Genomic DNA, 15,795 nt, shown 5'->3' with positions numbered 1-15,795 from the left:
ATATCCCACTGATTTTAGGCCTTTCAGTGCTGCCTTGCACGCTGGATATCACGCATACGCTGTTTTTCAGCCCTTGCCATAAACCACCATGCAATCAGGCCGATAACCCCCACTACCCCGAGAATAATTGATGCCAGCGCGTTGATTTCCGGGTTAACCCCCATACGCACACTGGAGAACACCAGCATTGGCAGCGTGGTTGCACCCGGCCCGGAAACAAAGCTGGCAATGACCAGGTCATCCAGTGACAGCGTAAAGGCCAGCAGCCAGCCGGAAATAATAGCCGGCGAAATCATGGGAACTGTTATCACAAAGAACACTTTGAGTGGTGTGGCCCCCAGATCCATAGCCGCTTCTTCAATGGACTGATCCAGCTCACGCAAACGAGAACTTATCACCACCGAAACATACGCTGTGCAGAATGTGACATGTGCCAGCCAGATGGTCATCATGCCACGTTCGCCCGGCCATCCCAGTGAACTACCCATTGCCACGAACAGCAACAGTAATGACAACCCAGTAATCACATCCGGCATGACCAGTGGTGCGGTGAGCATAAACGCAAAGCCATTCGAGCCACGAAAACGCCCAAAACGCACCATCACCACTGCGGCAATCGTCCCCAGAACAACCGCCATCGTGGCGGATAACGCAGCAATAGACAAACTCAGCCCAACAGCATTCATCATGGCGGTGTCACGAAACACTTCGCCATACCATTTGGTGGACCAGCCAGCCCAAACGGTTACTAATTGCGAGCTGTTAAATGAGTAGATAACCAGCATCAGCATCGGGGCATACAGGAAGGTAAACCCGACAACCAGGATAAAAATCCGCCATGGAGAACGTACAACAGGTAACGTATTCATTAATGTCCTCCCATGCCTTTGTTCTGATACTTGTGGAACCACATAATGGGCACTATCAATACCACCAGCATTGTAATCGCGACAGCGGAAGCAACCGGCCAGTCACGGTTATTGAAAAACTCCTGCCAGAGGACACGGCCAATCATAATGCTGTCCGGGCCTCCCAGAAGTTCAGGGATAACAAACTCCCCAACGGCCGGAATAAACACCAGCATGGAACCAGCAATAATGCCGCCTTTGGTCAGCGGAACCACAACGCTGAAAAAGGTTTTCAAGGGTTTAGCGCCGAGATCCAGCGAAGCCTCAACCAGGGAGTAATCAATTCGCGTCAGCGCGGTATAAATAGGCAGCACCATAAAGGGCAAATAGGCATAAACAATCCCGATATACACCGCCAGGTTGGTGTGCAAAATAGTCAGCGGATGGTCAATCACGCCCAACCACAACAGCACGTTATTCAACACCCCATTTTCTTTCAAAATTCCCATCCATGCATAAACACGAATAAGGAATGATGTCCAGGAAGGTAAGATGACCAGCAACAGCAAAATATTACGTGTAGAAGTTTTGCTGTGAGCTACGGCCCAGGCGAGTGGGTAACCCAACAGTAAGCAGCAAATGGTTGAAACCGCCGCAACCTGTAACGATTGCAGGTAGGCTTCGTAATACAGTGGGTCATCCGTTAACTGCAGGAAATTACCAAGGTTAATCGACACCGAAAGCTGCTGGTCTGCCCAACTGACCAGGTCAGTATAAGGCGGAATAGCGCGCGCCATATCGGCAAGACTAATCTTGAAAACAATTAAAAATGGCAACATGAACAACAGGCACAGCCACAGATATGGCAAGGCAATAACCAGTTTGCGCCCATGAGCCATTTGCACCCTGCCTAACCAGCGGCGTAATGAACCGGGTGGTGTTTGGGAGGTACTCGACGATGTTGGTGTGGGCTCAGTATAGCTACTCATAGAACAACTCCTAAACTGTCAAGACGACACAGCTATCCGCATCCCAGCAAAGCTTCACTTCGTCGCCCCAGGTAGGCATTCCTTTCCGGTACCGGTGCTCATTCTGTAACTGGGCACTAATCATCTGCCCACTGCTTAACCGCACATGGTAAATAGAGAGGTCACCCAGATAAGCAATGTGCACAACTTCCCCTACCGCAAAGTTAAAACCGTCTGCTGGCGGGTCTTCGCACAAGGTGATCTTTTCCGGGCGCAGGGCCACCCAGACAGGTACGCCTTCTACCACAGAAGCATCCGGGTCCACTTTCAACGGATGGCGCAACCCAGGGGAATCGATAACCAGGCCGTCTTCCTGGCTCTCTTTCAGGATGCCCTCAAATACATTCACCGAACCAATAAATTCCGCGCTATATCTTGTGGTCGGGTGTTCATAAATCTCTTCCGGTTCGCCTATTTGCACAAACTTGCCACGGTTCATAATGGCAATGCGGCCGGCCATAGTCATCGCTTCTTCCTGGTCGTGGGTTACCATCACGCAGGTCACGCCAACACGTTCCAGGATATCCACCACTTCCAGTTGCATACGGTCACGCAGTTTTTTATCCAGAGCGCCCATTGGTTCATCGAGCAGTAATAATTTAGGGCGTTTAGCCAGGCTACGAGCCAGCGCAACACGCTGACGCTGACCGCCGGATAACTGGTGAGGTTTACGCTTGGCGAACTCCTGCATGTGCACCAGGCTCAACATTTCTTCCACCCGGCTGGCAATTTCCGCTCTGGGTAACTTGTCCTGTTTGAGGCCAAACGCAATATTCTGCTCCACTGTCATATGTGGGAACAGGGCATAAGACTGGAACATCATATTGATGGGGCGCTGATATGGCGGTACATGAGCCAGGTCTACACCATCGAGCATGATTTGCCCTGTTGTTGGTTGCTCAAACCCGGCCAGCATACGTAACAGCGTAGATTTCCCGCAGCCTGAGGCACCAAGCAGTGCAAAAATCTCACCTTTGTAGATAGTCAAACTGACATCATCAACGGCATGCTGGCCGTCGAAGGATTTTGTCAGATTCCGAATTTCCAGTAATGGCGTTAACGCCTTACTACTCTTCGCTTGTGGGCGGGGAATGACATCGTTCACTGATTGTGCTCTCCGGCAAATCTAAAACTTATACGCTAACAGGCGTACAATTTACTGGCTTGCGATGCATAACGTTATTTGCATCATTTTGAGGCAATTGCACCTTATAGCGCACCAAAAAGGTGCATTGCCTCGTTCTATTAACTTACTGACTTATTTACCACTTTTAACTTTTGTCCAGGCTCGTGTTCTTACACGATCCAATTTGGGGTCCTGAACTTTAAGGGTAAACAGTTTTGCCATAACATCTGGCGGCGGGTAAATACCCGGGTTATCACGCACTTCAGCATTCACCAGCGGCGTTGCAGCTTTGTTGGCGTTAGCGTAATAGATATGGTTGCTGATATCGGCCACCACATCCGGGCGCATCAGGTAATTAAGGAACTGATAGGCTTCATCCTTATTCTTCGCATCAGCTGGCATCGCGAAGACGTCAAAAAACGCCAGAGCACCTTCTTTCGGGATTGAATAAGAGATATGCACGCCGTTTTTCGCTTCTTTCGCACGGTTAGCGGCCTGCCATACATCCCCTGCCCAGCCAATCGCCACGCAAATATCGCCATTTGCCAAATCATTAATATATTGAGAAGAATGGAAATAACGGATACTTGGACGCAGTTTCAGTAACAAGTCGGTTGCTGCACCGCTGTAGTCAGATGCATTAGAGCTGTTCGGATCCTTGCCAAGATAGTTCAGCACTGTTGCAAAAATTTCTTCTGGCGCATCCAGGAAAGAAACCCCACAACTTTTTAATTTTTCGAGGTTTTCTGGTTTCAGTACCAAATCCCAGCTATTAACCGGTGCATCTTTACCCAGTACCGCTTTAACTTTATCTACGTTGTAGCCAATCCCGGTAGTCGCCCACATATAAGGCACAGCGTATTTGTTGTCGGGATCATGTTTGGCAACCAGCTTTAACAGCGCCGGATCGAGGTTTTTCCAGTTGGGGAGTTTGCTTTTATCCAGGGGCTGAAACACACCGGCCATCAGTTGGCGTTCAAGAAAGCTGGCCGACGGAACCACCAGGTCAAACCCGGTACTGCCTGCCATCAGTTTGCCTTCGAGTACTTCGTTTGAATCAAAAACGTCGTAAACAACTTTAATACCGGTTTCTTTGGTAAAATTGGCTACGGTATCCGGCCCAATATAATCCGACCAGTTATACACATGCAGCGTCTTTCCATCCGCAGCCAGCGTTGAGGCAGAAGCAGCCATCAGAACGCCAGCCACCAAACCAGACAACCATTTTTTACTTTGGCGGGACATATCTTATTCCTTCTGAATAAAGGGTAAAACTCGCGCTCAGCATGGCGTCGAGTAAAATCAGGCCATTAACCTGATGCAATATTCATGCATATTTTGTCATACGGACGTAAAAAAATTTCACACTCGCGCCAGGCCAGTAACAAGTGATAACGCAGTGTAAATGTAGCCAGGATTTTGGCCGTGGGTGGGGATTAAAAAACGCCTTTTTTCAATTTTTTAGGCATCAATCAGGAAATGAGCAACAAAGCGCCACAATATCCACTATTTACACATGGATATAAGCAGCGGGCCGGTACAAGTAGAGAAACAACAGGCGCAGTACACAGATAGCTTTCTGCGCCTCAGGCGGGTAAATCAGTGTAACAGATGGCTGGATACCGAGCGGCGGGAAGCATCATCTTCATCCCCATTCCACAACATTTGTTGGGCGCTGGCTTCCAGAATCACCATGGAGATCTGTTCCTCACTCTGGCGCAAAAAATGCGTAAACTGCTCACGGCTAATACCTACTGCAACGGGAAAAGCCTGGCAAACCACCAGGCGTGGCAGGTTGTCATCCTGAACATCAAGGAACGCTTTCACAGTAAGTGAACTGGCATTGACTGCTGAAATATCCCCTGCCAGTGCCAACAAAGCGGAAGGTTTGACCTCAGCCAGGGCGGAAAAAACCAGCACACTATCAACCAGATCCAACTTGGCATCAAACACACCAGCAAACTCCTGCATATGGGGGAGATGCAACGCCTGGCAGGAATCACACTCGAAAAAGCTTACGCCAGCGTCATCAAGCCAGTGGCGTAGCGTGTCCAGGGTAGGGACGACGAGTGAATCCATACGGGTATAACCTCTTCAATAGAAAATCGACGCCATAGCTTACGCAAAAATGGCGCCCTGTACCACGGCCATATGGCCACAACGCACTTAACCGCCCATTTTGAGACAGAAACCGGGCCGGGCCTGGCTTTCCACCCAGCCGATAATTTGTGCAGCAATATCGATGCCAGTTGTTTTTTCGATACCTTCAAGCCCTGGCGAGGCATTCACTTCCATCACCAGCGGCCCACGGGTGGCACGCAAAATATCCACCCCGGCAACATCCAGCCCCATAGTTGAAGCCGCACGTATCGCCACTTCACGCTCCTGTGGCGTAATACTGGCGACAACTGCTTTGCCTCCCCGGTGCAAATTAGAGCGGAAATCTCCGTCTTTCGCCTGGCGCTCAATGGCGGCAACAACACGCCCGCCGACAACCAGGCAACGGATATCCCGCCCCTGCGCTTCTTTAATAAACTCCTGCACCAGAATATGGGCATTCAGGCCACGGAAAGCGTCAATCACACTTTCAGCAGCCTGGCGTGTTTCAGCCAGAACCACACCAATGCCCTGGGTACCCTCAACCAGTTTTACCACCAGCGGTGCGCCCCCAACCATTTCAATAAGATCGTGGGTGTCGTCTGGTGAGTGCGCAATCCCGGTCATCGGTAAATCGATGCCTTGCCGGGCCAGCAGCTGCATGGAGCGCAGTTTATCCCGGGCGCGAGTTATTGCGACCGACTCATTAAGAGGGTAGCTGCCCAACATTTCGAACTGGCGCAATACCGCAGTACCATAAAAAGTAATTGCGGAGCCAATACGCGGAATGACGGCATCATAATGTGGTAACTGCCGCCCTTTATAATGCACAGACGAACTGGCGGGGTTGATATTCATATAACAGGACAACGGATCGATAATATCGACAAAATGCCCACGATTGAGCGCTGCCTGCTTTAAACGTTTACAAGAATAAAGTGTTCCATCACGGGAAAGAATGGCAATTTTCACCCTGCACCTCTGCAAGAGACTGACCAGCCTTAAAACCCGCGTATAGTACCACCACCCGTTTCCCCCTGTAAGGGGGAAAGCAGAGAGAATATTAGCGGGTTGCCCAGCCTTGCTTATGCAGAAAATCCAGGATAAAGGGGCGGCTTTCTGTGACTATTTTGCGGCGAATATGGTCGCTCCAGGTGTCTTTGCGTTTATGCGTAGTGCGGTTGAGGTAATAATCCGCAAGCGTTGCATCATAATTCGCCAGTTCGGCGGCATCTACCGGCTGGTACTGGTTTTCATGTACCAGCAAACTTTCCGGCAGGCGAGGTTTAACTTCCGGGTTTTCATCCGGCCAGCCCAGGCATAACCCGAACAGTGGCAAAACATATTTTGGTAACTTCAACAAGCGGGTTACCGCTTCAATATTATTGCGGATCCCACCAATGTAAACGCCACCCAGGCCAAGAGACTCAGCCGCAACCATGGTGTTTTGGCCCATCATGGCGGTGTCCACCGCTCCCAACAACAACTGTTCAGCATAACCCAACTGGGCACCAGGGCAGATTTGCAAATGGCGGTTAAAATCTGCACAAAACACCCAGAACTCAGCAGCACTGGCAACATGTGCCTGGCCACCACTTAGCGTAACCAGTTGCTCTCGTAGTGCCGGGTCTGTAACCCGAATAATAGAACTACACTGTAAAAAGCTGGATGTGGATGTGCTGCGCGCAGCAGCAAACAGCGCAGCACGTTGTTCATCGCTGACAGGTTTATCAATGAACTGGCGAATTGAGCGATGCGCACAGAGTAAATCAATGGTTGGCGTCATTATTTTTATCCTTAGCCTTATTGGCAGCTTTTTTGTCATCTGCCGCTGGTGTGTTAGCTCCGTTAAATAATAACGGTGCCAAATTCTTCCCCATCTGGCCAAGTAACACTACTGCAGCAGGCAACATCAGTACAATACCGCTAAATATAAGCAAAATCACAGCCATGTCCGTGGCAAGAAAAGCGGTTACTGATATCACGCCATGGGCAACCAGCCAGGCGACACACAGCAGCACAATGCCAAGGGTTTCCAGCAGCAACACGGATTTAGGTAATGCTCCCAGTGAACGCATGGTCGGTCTCCTTGTGTGGTGGGCCCATTAGTATAGCCCTAAACCACTCCCGGTCAGGCCAATAATGAAAGGATGGCAGACGTCAGGTGAACGCTTTCATTGTTTTCAGTTATCAAAGCAACAGGCAAACTCAACTTCCCCCAACAGGTGCAGAGCAGCAAAATAGTTAGCAAGATAACTTCAGCTAAGGAGCAACTGTGCTTACTGTAATTTTTGGACGCCCCGGCTGCCCGTATTGTGTACGTGCGAAGGCGCTGGCAGAAGAACTCAGTGCATCACATAGTGACTTTGAGTTTCGCTATGTAGATATTCATGCAGAAGGTATTACTAAAGCAGACCTGCAACAAGCTGCCGGGAAACCCGTCGACACAGTGCCGCAAATATTTGTGGATAAACAACATATTGGTGGTTTTACTGACTTTGCTGCCTGGGTTGAGCAACACCCTGTTCTTTCACCTGCAAACTGAAAAAACACAAAAAAACAAACACCGGGTCTTCGGACCCGGTGACAGGCTGACAGCAAACCGGTGGGTTAAACCGCAATCAACACAACCCGTTGATTGTTATCCAGTTTTTCACCGAAAACTAAAAACACTTTTCTGTTTACCCGCAATGACTTACCGGGCTTTATACCCGATGTTTTCTGGCATCCTGCCGCCAGACAAGCGTAATGAGAAACAGCACACACAGTGCACCCAGGGCATTCCAGAATACCGCACTCAGCAGCCAGGCAAGCTCCTGCAACAGGCCTGCATCGTCCTGTTCCCACACATTGATTAACAACAGGCAAACCGGAACAGCCACTAATGACCCGGCCACAGGCGCAAAAAAGCGCGCACGGCGCGAACACAAACTGCCCAGTACGCCGGGAACAATGAAACACAACATTCCGGGATCCATCTTACCGCTGGCGGGTGCCGAGTCAGTTAAAAAGAGGTTGTGGATCACAAATGCCAGAATGAACAGGATAAAACAGAATAAACCGCCTCCCCATGAACGTTTGAATAACAAAGTCGTCCTCCTTTGCTTTTCCATTACGTTGAGCAACCCAAATGGGCGCTGACTTTACCAATGTCCTTATCAAAACCTGTATTACCCACTCACCTTCACACTGCTTATTTCTGTGTATTCCAACCGGCTCGCTTCACGAACGCCTCATATGAAGCCTCCTTCCGTGGCACATTACCGGTAATGCGAATGATTCCACATATAACAGAGATGCCATTTACTACATTTTTCTTGCTGGCTGTTGATAACCATAACGATTACACTAGCGCCCATCGTACTCTTTGCAGGCGATATAACACTGAAGTTTTTGCCAGCCGATAGTGTTATTTTTATGCGAAAGACGCGTGTAAAACAATCATTTTTTTCAACGAGTTACAAGTAAAGAAGAAGTTAGCTTCCGTGAACATAAACGTCGCAGATTTGTTAAACGGGAATTACATCCTGTTATTATTTGTCGTACTCACCCTTGGCCTGTGTTTGGGTAAATTGCGCCTTGGTTCAATCCAACTTGGTAATTCTATTGGTGTTCTGGTTGTTTCTTTATTATTAGGCCAACAACATTTCACAATAAATACAGACGCACTTAATTTGGGCTTCATGTTGTTCATCTTTTGTGTTGGCGTGGAAGCGGGCCCGAACTTTTTCTCCATTTTCTTCCGGGATGGTAAAAATTACCTGATGCTGGCACTGGTCATGGTGGGTAGTGCATTATTTTTGGCACTGGGTCTGGGCAAACTTTTCGGATGGGATATCGGCCTGACAGCAGGTATGCTGGCTGGTTCTATGACATCCACACCCGTACTGGTTGGTGCGGGCGATACCTTGCGCCATTCAGGAATAAATCACCCGGAACTGGTCAACGCGCTTGACCACCTGAGCCTGGGTTACGCATTAACTTACCTTATTGGCCTGGTCAGCCTGATTGTTGCTGCCCGTTATATGCCAAAACTGCAGCACCAGGATTTGCAAACCAGCGCTCAGCAAATTGCCCGCGAGCGTGGTCTGGATACCGATTCCAACCGCAAAGTTTACTTGCCTGTTATTCGCGCTTACCGGGTTGGGCCAGAGCTGGTCGCCTGGGCCGATGGTAAAAACCTGCGAGAACTCGGTATTTACCGCCAGACAGGTTGCTACATTGAGCGTATTCGCCGTAACGGTATTCTGGCTAACCCCGATGGCGATGCAGTCTTACAGATGGGGGATGAAATTGCCCTGGTTGGCTACCCGGATGCCCATGCGCGCCTGGACCCCAGTTTCCGTAACGGGAAAGAAGTGTTTGACCGCGACCTGCTCGATATGCGCATTGTCACCGAAGAGATAGTGGTAAAAAACCACAACGCTGTTGGCCGCCGCCTGGCGCAGCTTAAGCTCACGGACCACGGGTGTTTCCTTAACCGTGTTATTCGCAGCCAAATAGAGATGCCAATCGACGACAACATTGTCCTGAACAAAGGCGATGTACTGCAGGTGAGTGGTGACGCACGTCGGGTTAAAACGGTTGCAGAACGCATCGGCTTTATTTCCATTCACAGCCAAATCACCGATCTGCTGGCTTTCTGCGCCTTCTTTATTATTGGCCTGATGATCGGGATGATTACCTTTCAGTTCAGTTCGTTCAGTTTTGGTATCGGTAATGCCGCGGGGCTGCTGTTTGCCGGGATTATGCTCGGTTTCCTGCGAGCCAACCACCCCACCTTTGGTTATATTCCCCAGGGCGCACTCAACATGGTGAAAGAGTTTGGCCTGATGGTGTTTATGGCGGGTGTAGGCTTGAGTGCCGGAGGCGGTATTGGTCACAACCTGGGGGCGATTGGCGGGCAAATGCTGGCTTCCGGGCTGGTTGTAAGCCTGGTGCCAGTATTAATTTGCTTTCTGTTTGGGGCTTATGTACTGCGTATGAACCGGGCGTTGCTGTTTGGCGCAATCATGGGGGCGCGCACCTGTGCACCCGCAATGGAAATTATCAGTGATGCTTCCCGCAGCAACATCCCGGCGCTGGGTTACGCCGGAACTTATGCCATCGCTAACGTGTTGTTAACCCTTGCCGGGACATTGATTATTGTTATCTGGCCGGGGATGTGACGTTGACCACAGAAAAAAATAAATTTTTTTTAGGTCAGCGGAGAACTTTTTTTGGGGCGTGCAGTCTGAATTAGTGCCACTGCTTTTCTTTGATGTCCCCAAATTTGTGGAGCCCATCAATCACGCCATTTTGGTTCAAGATTGATGGGTTTTTTATTGCCTGCGATTTATCCAAATTAAAATCAATAAGTTACCTATCACATCTCGTACCAATGGCGACAAAATGGCGGCAGAATATTTTTAGCCAAGAAGATTCATCAACAACGCGTCCATTCAGGCACGGGTAAGGCATGGACTTTGCCGCACAGGCCGAGGGCATCCGCAAACTCACCGAAAAATACAACGTCGAATACATCGGTATTGATGCCACCGGCCTCGGGCTCGGTGTGTTCCAGTTGGTGCGTTCATTCTTCCCGGCGGCGCGCGGCATCCGCTACACCCCGGAAATGAAAACCGCCATGGTGCTCAAGGCAAAAGACACCATCCGCCGGGGGTGCCTGGAATATGACGCAGGCGCAACCGACGTCACGCAGTCGTTTATGTCCATCCGCAAGACCATGACGAGTAGTGGGCGCAGTGCCACCTATGAGGCCAGCCGCACCGAGGAAGCCAGTCACGCCGATATCGCCTGGGCGACCATGCACGCCCTGTTAAATGAACCGCTTGCCGCCGGAAGCGGCATGCAGTCTGCCTCAATTCTGGAGTTCAACTGATGGGTAAACAAAAATCCCGTAAAGTCGCCGCGCAAAAGGCCGGTAAACCACAACCACTGACCGCCGGTGCCCCGCAGAAAATGGAAGCATTCACCTTCGGCGAACCTGTGCCGGTACTCGACAAGCGCGACATTCTGGATTATGTCGAGTGCATCAGTAACGGCAAATGGTATGAGCCGCCGGTCAGCTTCGCCGGGCTGGCGAAAAGCCTGCGCTCTGCCGTGCACCACAGCTCACCGATTTATGTGAAACGCAATGTGCTGGCGAGTACCTACATTCCACACCCGTTGCTGTCCCGTCAGGATTTCAGCCGCTTTGCCCTGGATTACCTGGTGTTTGGTAACGCCTTTCTGGAACAGCGCCACAGCGTGACCGGCCAGTTAATCAGGCTGTTAACCTCACCGGCCAAATACACCCGGCGCGGAGTCGATGAGTCAGTATTCTGGTTTGTGGAAAACTTCACCCTGCCCCATGCGTTCGCCCCCGACAGCGTGTTTCACCTGCTGGAGCCCGACATTAATCAGGAAATTTACGGCCTGCCCGAATACCTGAGCGCCCTTAACTCCGCCTGGCTGAATGAATCCGCGACCCTGTTCCGGCGCAAGTATTACCAGAACGGCGCGCACGCGGGTTACATCATGTATGTGACCGATGCCGCACAGAGCAGCAGCGACGTTGAATCACTGCGCGAGGCGATGCGCAACTCAAAGGGGCTGGGTAACTTCAAGAACCTGTTTTTCTACGCACCCAACGGTAAACCGGACGGCATTAAAATTGTGCCCTTGAGTGAAGTCGCCACGAAAGATGATTTTTTTAATATCAAGAAAGCCAGCGCTGCTGACCTGATGGACGCACACCGCGTGCCGTTCCAGTTGATGGGCGGCAAGCCCGAGAACATCGGTTCACTGGGTGACGTTGAGAAGGTGGCAAAAGTCTTTGTACGTAACGAGCTGTCGCCCCTGCAGGACAGATTCCGGGAGGTCAACGACTGGCTCGGCATGGAGGTCATCAGGTTCAAGGAGTACAGCCTCGATAACCCGGAATGACATCGCATCAGGCCGCCATCATGGCGGCTTTTTTATACCCTGCCACCATCACGCCTCAGACGCGCCATGCACGCACGACCACACCCGACCACCAATGCACTGACAGCAGTCATAACCACGCCGTCACAACGCACTCAGGCGGTAATTTTTTACTGTCACGTACCCCCGCTGGCGCGCAATGCTTTCCCCGCCACGCCTGCCCGCTTTATGGGTCGGTTTTAATGCAGTTGCATCAGCTCATTGAATCCCAGCCTACTCAGGCCTCAGCGCTGACTAACAAAGTTAACTCTCACATGCAAAATAATGCGCTATGGGAATGCGAGGTGGAAAAACAGGCCCGGGGTGAGATTAAAGCATATGAATTAACTTCTGGATTGTGTCAGGTGACGGTAAATTATTTTTGCTAAATAAATCGCAAAGATCCCAAGTAATATTGATGCAACCCCCAGAAAAATCAGTATCGAAAGAAGGTTACTGAACAATCCCCCAAGGCTAGTAAAATCACTCAGTCGTGCAAATTGTTCCGGGGTCAGTACACGAATCACAATCTCCGGAATAGTTAGAAAGAAAACAATCACCACCAAAAAATAAATTGCCGCCTTACCACTTTTTTTCATAATCTTCCTTGCCTCGCCCATACATGATGATCGATTTTTACAGACTAATTCAATCATGCTTAGCCTGAGTTAAAGCACAATAAACCTTACCAACAACATACACGGCAATAATCCCGACAAAGATGGATAACAGACCAATGAAAATCACAGCCGAAAGGAATGGGCTGAATAAACCACCCAAACTAGTAAAATCGCTCAGTCTGGCAAGTATGTCGTTCGGAACCTTTCTCAAGATAATCTCAGGAATCATTAGAAATGAAATAATTCCAGCCATGACATAAATAAGGATTTTTCGACTTTTTTTCATTAGCAACCTTGCCCCAGTGAACGACCATGATCAATCATTAAGCATTGATGTTACAACAAGGCACATGGAAATGGCAGAAAACTATTTAAATTGAAAGCACAATCAGATAGAAGGATGGCGATTGCTTTAACTAAAGCGTTAAAAGAGATCCATGCCAGTCATATGGAGACTATCGAAAAAGTTAAACTTGGCAGCCAGCGGTTGATTAACTATGGCTCCTGCTTAGTGCCTGATGAATACTACGGAAGCACGTGCCATGAGCAATGGAGTGAAGATAAGCGTTTGTATTTGTCTTTGCTGGAAATCTACAAAAGAAATGATGTCGTTCTTGATATGGTTGAGCTCTATTTCCAAAAAACCTTTAAGCGCCTCGGCAATGAGAAAAGCAATACTCTGGTGTCTTACATAAAGCAAAAAATAGGAGAGAAAGCATACGAGGCGGCTGAACACTCGAGTAAAATAGCTATTTCAATGACAATTGCAAAATTGATTGTAAGCAGTGCCGATTTTCAGGAATCCTATATTAAAAAAGTAAACGAGATGTCTACCTGGTTTGTGAAGGTAGCAGCTATTTATGCTAAGGCTCAGATAGCTGCTATGGCAGCAAACAAACTAAAATTTCAGGATGCAGCGTATTACCAAATACTTTATCATGAAAAATTAGAAATGTTATATTTTCTTATTGAGCCCCAAATGTCCAAAGTAATCTATGAAGTCGAATCTGGCGGTAATAATGCAGAGGTTATTGGTGATGCTTTATATGAAATGCTAAAAAAATGAAGAAATTATTTTTATTCCAGTGGGGAGCGCACTCCCACTTAGTGCCCATCGCACTTATTTTAGCTGGGGCACTTTTGTTTATTCGATTCATTCCAGACCATTCAGGATTACTTACCTTTTTATGGTTTATTATCGTTTCTTATTTTTATATTAAATATAATCGTTGGTACTGATAGCCCTGTAAAAGGGCTATTGCCATTTTATTCTCTTAAAAAATTATCCTTTCCGGTTTTAGCGTTTACTCAATGTATCCAGCTGTCGTCTTCCCAGACCTGCTGCAAAATCGTCATTACACGTTTTTTATCTTCATCCAGTTTCAGCCCACTGAGTACAAGCCCGGTAGCACTGCCTTTTCGAATCCGAATGGATGTATCGGGATACACAGGAAGCAGATTACGGTAAAGCTCAGTCTCAAGGGCTTCAAGAGTGTCATGGCTAATCTGTTGTTCCTTATCAATCATAATTTCGACACGCATGACCAGCTCCCCACATTCACACACCGCAGACAGCTTGCACTTTGCTTACGGAGCTCGTATTATAATTGTTATGTTATAACATTATTGATAAATAATGAGGCAAAATGAAACCCGGACTTCACCCACAATACCGCACCGTGGTGTTCCATGACACCAGCGCAAATCACTACATAAAAGTAGGTTCAACCATTGCGACAGACCGTGAAATTGAGCTTGATGGCAACACATACCCTTATGTCACCATCGATGTTTCTTCGGCTTCGCATCCCTACTACACCGGTAAGCAGAAAACCTTTACCAATGAGGGAAGTGCCGCCCGGTTCAACCAGCGCTTTGGGCGCTTTTTTAACTCGAAGGACAAGTAATAATGCAGGTACTGAACTCATTACGTTCGGCTAAACAACGCCATCCGGATTGCCAGTTGGTTAAACGCAAAGGCCGTATGTACGTCATTTGTAAGAGCAACCCACGGTTTAAAGCGGTTCAGGGAAGGAAAAAACGCCGCTGAGGTGGTTTAGGTAGTAAAGAAAAAGCCCCGGTACAACTGGACTGTTCCGGGGCTTTTCAGGTTAACGCATCAGTGCTGTGGTTCCAGCACGTTCTGAATCTGTGCAGATGTCAGGTCCAGCCCAAAGAAATTCTGGTAAAAATCGTGGGTCATTTTGCTCATGTCAATATCCTGGAATTGCGCCGGATAAAGCTTTTTCGCCAGCCAGACAAACTGTAATGCTTCTTCACTGGTTTCCCGGCACCACCAGAACATCCCCTGCGGGTTCACAAACACCCGGTGATTTTTAACCGCACTGGTACTTTGCCACTGAGCTGAATGCTCTATCATTTGTGCGGTCTGGCGTGTCATGGCAATGATAACCTGAGGGTCTGCAGCGACGGCACGTTCAATCGGTACTTCTCCGGTGGTGTTGGGTTTGCCACCAAACCATGTTGCCGCTACATTTTTCCCTCCGGCCAGGGTAATCCAGTCATCATTTAAAGACGGTTTTCCCGAAGTCATTACCGGGCTCATCATGGCATGGTAAACACGCAGGCGCTGGCTGCCAGGTATTCCAGCCAGGCGGGACTGCACCAATGCCACATTGTGATTAAAATAAGCCTGGAACTGCTGCGCTTTTTGCTGAGCGTCTGGCCCCAGAACTTGCGCTGTTTTCATCACCCGCTCAACCATTGCAGCCATCGAGTTATCTGGTAGCGCCAGCACTTTTACGCCTGCCTGTTCCAGCATATCCTGTTTAGCAATATGCATATTTTCAGGCACAAACAACAATTGAGCACGTTGGGCGAGGATTTGTTCAGGGTTGATATCGTGGCTGGAGGTGAGACTCACATCCGGCACATTTACAATCCCTGGCAGCGCCTGGCGAAACAGTGGTATACGTTTTGCTATTGCTGAGGTACCAACAATATTTTTACCGTAACCCAGCATAGCAAGAATGGTATTTTGCGCAGGCCAGGACGTAGCAATGCGTACATCACTATGTGCTGGTTGTGCTGCAAAAGCGGGTGTAAAAACCAGGCTCAGCAACACCATCAGGCTGGCAACAACTACATGAAAAGATCGTATCATTCGTTTT

19 protein-coding genes and 1 pseudogene are annotated in these 15,795 nt (G+C 48.9%); 7 read left to right on the top strand and 13 right to left on the bottom strand.

The window, feature by feature from the left end:
* Positions 1-23: 23 nt before the first annotated feature.
* From potI to DT73_RS09560, 8 genes are all read right to left on the bottom strand, one after another.
* Complete coding sequence (potI, locus tag DT73_RS09595; protein WP_036107653.1) at positions 24-869, bottom strand: putrescine ABC transporter permease PotI; 846 nt, start codon at positions 867-869, stop codon at positions 24-26.
* The gene (gene potH, locus DT73_RS09590) at positions 869-1,837 is read right to left on the bottom strand and encodes a putrescine ABC transporter permease PotH (protein ID WP_072006931.1); all 969 of its coding nucleotides are present in this window, start codon (positions 1,835-1,837) and stop codon (positions 869-871) included. The genes potI and potH overlap by 1 nt, the downstream gene beginning before the upstream one ends.
* 10 nt (positions 1,838-1,847) lie before the next feature.
* Entirely contained in the window at positions 1,848-2,981 is a 1,134-nt protein-coding gene (gene potG, locus DT73_RS09585) for a putrescine ABC transporter ATP-binding subunit PotG (RefSeq protein WP_110025522.1), read from the bottom strand.
* A 153-nt stretch (positions 2,982-3,134) separates the two neighbouring features.
* A complete protein-coding gene (gene potF / locus DT73_RS09580) occupies positions 3,135-4,247 on the bottom strand; it encodes a spermidine/putrescine ABC transporter substrate-binding protein PotF (RefSeq protein WP_036107648.1) in 1,113 nt (370 codons plus the stop codon).
* Between the two features lie 354 nt (positions 4,248-4,601).
* A complete protein-coding gene (locus DT73_RS09575) occupies positions 4,602-5,081 on the bottom strand; it encodes a YbjN domain-containing protein (RefSeq protein WP_036107647.1) in 480 nt (159 codons plus the stop codon).
* A gap of 87 nt (positions 5,082-5,168) precedes the next feature.
* Complete coding sequence (gene rimK / locus DT73_RS09570; RefSeq protein ID WP_036107645.1) at positions 5,169-6,071, bottom strand: 30S ribosomal protein S6--L-glutamate ligase; 903 nt, start codon at positions 6,069-6,071, stop codon at positions 5,169-5,171.
* A gap of 91 nt (positions 6,072-6,162) precedes the next feature.
* On the bottom strand, positions 6,163-6,885 hold the full coding sequence (nfsA, locus tag DT73_RS09565; RefSeq protein WP_036107642.1) for an oxygen-insensitive NADPH nitroreductase: 723 nt from the start codon (positions 6,883-6,885) through the stop codon (positions 6,163-6,165).
* Positions 6,869-7,177, bottom strand: a complete 309-nt coding sequence (locus DT73_RS09560; RefSeq protein ID WP_036107639.1) for a DUF1418 family protein — start codon at positions 7,175-7,177, stop codon at positions 6,869-6,871. Before DT73_RS09560 ends, nfsA begins: the two co-directional genes overlap by 17 nt.
* 197 nt (positions 7,178-7,374) lie before the next feature.
* Here DT73_RS09560 and DT73_RS09555 point away from each other — a divergent pair, with 197 nt between their 5' ends.
* Positions 7,375-7,644 carry a GrxA family glutaredoxin gene (locus DT73_RS09555; RefSeq protein WP_036107637.1) on the top strand — a complete coding sequence of 90 codons (270 nt, stop codon included), beginning with the start codon at positions 7,375-7,377 and terminating at the stop codon, positions 7,642-7,644.
* A 160-nt stretch (positions 7,645-7,804) separates the two neighbouring features.
* On the opposite strand, the gene ybjM is transcribed toward DT73_RS09555, so the two are convergent.
* Positions 7,805-8,212, bottom strand: coding sequence for an inner membrane protein YbjM (gene ybjM / locus DT73_RS09550; RefSeq protein ID WP_072006930.1), 408 nt, complete (start codon positions 8,210-8,212; stop codon positions 7,805-7,807).
* A 372-nt stretch (positions 8,213-8,584) separates the two neighbouring features.
* On the opposite strand from ybjM, the gene DT73_RS09545 reads away from it, so the two are divergent.
* The 3 genes and pseudogenes from DT73_RS09545 (at position 8,585) to DT73_RS09535 (ending at position 12,026) form a co-directional block, all read left to right on the top strand.
* A complete protein-coding gene (locus DT73_RS09545; RefSeq protein WP_036107630.1) occupies positions 8,585-10,267 on the top strand; it encodes an aspartate:alanine antiporter in 1,683 nt (560 codons plus the stop codon).
* A gap of 287 nt (positions 10,268-10,554) precedes the next feature.
* Positions 10,555-10,980 (top strand): annotated as a pseudogene (locus DT73_RS09540) (oxidoreductase); the annotation flags it as partial.
* Positions 10,980-12,026, top strand: coding sequence for a phage portal protein (locus DT73_RS09535; protein WP_036107622.1), 1,047 nt, complete (start codon positions 10,980-10,982; stop codon positions 12,024-12,026). The pseudogene DT73_RS09540 and the gene DT73_RS09535, both read left to right, overlap by 1 nt.
* 362 nt (positions 12,027-12,388) lie before the next feature.
* On the opposite strand, the gene DT73_RS25470 is transcribed toward DT73_RS09535, so the two are convergent.
* Together DT73_RS25470 and DT73_RS26560 are read right to left on the bottom strand one after the other, a co-directional pair.
* Positions 12,389-12,643, bottom strand: coding sequence for a hypothetical protein (locus DT73_RS25470; protein ID WP_072006929.1), 255 nt, complete (start codon positions 12,641-12,643; stop codon positions 12,389-12,391).
* A 49-nt stretch (positions 12,644-12,692) separates the two neighbouring features.
* Positions 12,693-12,950 carry a hypothetical protein gene (locus tag DT73_RS26560; RefSeq protein ID WP_036107615.1) on the bottom strand — a complete coding sequence of 86 codons (258 nt, stop codon included), beginning with the start codon at positions 12,948-12,950 and terminating at the stop codon, positions 12,693-12,695.
* A gap of 114 nt (positions 12,951-13,064) precedes the next feature.
* On the opposite strand from DT73_RS26560, the gene DT73_RS09520 reads away from it, so the two are divergent.
* On the top strand, positions 13,065-13,730 hold the full coding sequence (locus tag DT73_RS09520; RefSeq protein WP_051691329.1) for a hypothetical protein: 666 nt from the start codon (positions 13,065-13,067) through the stop codon (positions 13,728-13,730).
* A gap of 242 nt (positions 13,731-13,972) precedes the next feature.
* Here the strand turns inward: DT73_RS09520 and DT73_RS09515 are convergent, their stop codons facing one another.
* Positions 13,973-14,206 (bottom strand): DinI-like family protein, encoded by a 234-nt coding sequence (locus DT73_RS09515; protein WP_036107605.1) that lies wholly within the window; start codon positions 14,204-14,206, stop codon positions 13,973-13,975.
* A 104-nt stretch (positions 14,207-14,310) separates the two neighbouring features.
* Between DT73_RS09515 and DT73_RS09510 the strand changes: the two genes are divergently transcribed.
* The gene (locus DT73_RS09510) at positions 14,311-14,571 is read left to right on the top strand and encodes a type B 50S ribosomal protein L31 (RefSeq protein WP_036107602.1); all 261 of its coding nucleotides are present in this window, start codon (positions 14,311-14,313) and stop codon (positions 14,569-14,571) included.
* Between the two features lie 2 nt (positions 14,572-14,573).
* The gene (gene ykgO / locus DT73_RS09505; RefSeq protein WP_036107599.1) at positions 14,574-14,714 is read left to right on the top strand and encodes a type B 50S ribosomal protein L36; all 141 of its coding nucleotides are present in this window, start codon (positions 14,574-14,576) and stop codon (positions 14,712-14,714) included.
* A gap of 69 nt (positions 14,715-14,783) precedes the next feature.
* Here ykgO and DT73_RS09500 read toward each other — a convergent pair whose 3' ends face one another.
* The gene (locus DT73_RS09500) at positions 14,784-15,788 is read right to left on the bottom strand and encodes an ABC transporter substrate-binding protein (RefSeq protein ID WP_036107596.1); all 1,005 of its coding nucleotides are present in this window, start codon (positions 15,786-15,788) and stop codon (positions 14,784-14,786) included.
* Positions 15,789-15,795: the final 7 nt, after the last annotated feature.

Source organism: Mangrovibacter sp. MFB070 (assembly GCF_000705335.1).
GTDB lineage: Bacteria > Pseudomonadota > Gammaproteobacteria > Enterobacterales > Enterobacteriaceae > Mangrovibacter > Mangrovibacter plantisponsor.
The sequence above is the reverse complement of the archived record's forward strand: the minus strand, read 5'-3'. Positions and strand labels throughout refer to the sequence as shown.

Excerpts from the sequence above, each read along its gene's own strand:
- potI (WP_036107653.1), bottom strand. The coding sequence starts at position 869 with ATGAATACGTTACCTGTTGTACGTTCTCCATGGCGGATTTTTATCCTG.
- DT73_RS26560 (WP_036107615.1), bottom strand. The coding sequence starts at position 12,950 with ATGAAAAAAAGTCGAAAAATCCTTATTTATGTCATGGCTGGAATTATT.
- DT73_RS09575 (WP_036107647.1), bottom strand. The coding sequence starts at position 5,081 with ATGGATTCACTCGTCGTCCCTACCCTGGACACGCTACGCCACTGGCTT.
- DT73_RS09500 (WP_036107596.1), bottom strand. The coding sequence starts at position 15,788 with ATGATACGATCTTTTCATGTAGTTGTTGCCAGCCTGATGGTGTTGCTG.
- DT73_RS09520 (WP_051691329.1), top strand. The coding sequence starts at position 13,065 with ATGGCGATTGCTTTAACTAAAGCGTTAAAAGAGATCCATGCCAGTCAT.
- potH (WP_072006931.1), bottom strand. The coding sequence starts at position 1,837 with ATGAGTAGCTATACTGAGCCCACACCAACATCGTCGAGTACCTCCCAA.
- potF (WP_036107648.1), bottom strand. The coding sequence starts at position 4,247 with ATGTCCCGCCAAAGTAAAAAATGGTTGTCTGGTTTGGTGGCTGGCGTT.
- DT73_RS25470 (WP_072006929.1), bottom strand. The coding sequence starts at position 12,643 with ATGAAAAAAAGTGGTAAGGCGGCAATTTATTTTTTGGTGGTGATTGTT.
- DT73_RS09560 (WP_036107639.1), bottom strand. The coding sequence starts at position 7,177 with ATGCGTTCACTGGGAGCATTACCTAAATCCGTGTTGCTGCTGGAAACC.
- DT73_RS09515 (WP_036107605.1), bottom strand. The coding sequence starts at position 14,206 with ATGCGTGTCGAAATTATGATTGATAAGGAACAACAGATTAGCCATGAC.
- ykgO (WP_036107599.1), top strand. The coding sequence starts at position 14,574 with ATGCAGGTACTGAACTCATTACGTTCGGCTAAACAACGCCATCCGGAT.
- DT73_RS09535 (WP_036107622.1), top strand. The coding sequence starts at position 10,980 with ATGGGTAAACAAAAATCCCGTAAAGTCGCCGCGCAAAAGGCCGGTAAA.
- ybjM (WP_072006930.1), bottom strand. The coding sequence starts at position 8,212 with ATGGAAAAGCAAAGGAGGACGACTTTGTTATTCAAACGTTCATGGGGA.
- nfsA (WP_036107642.1), bottom strand. The coding sequence starts at position 6,885 with ATGACGCCAACCATTGATTTACTCTGTGCGCATCGCTCAATTCGCCAG.
- DT73_RS09510 (WP_036107602.1), top strand. The coding sequence starts at position 14,311 with ATGAAACCCGGACTTCACCCACAATACCGCACCGTGGTGTTCCATGAC.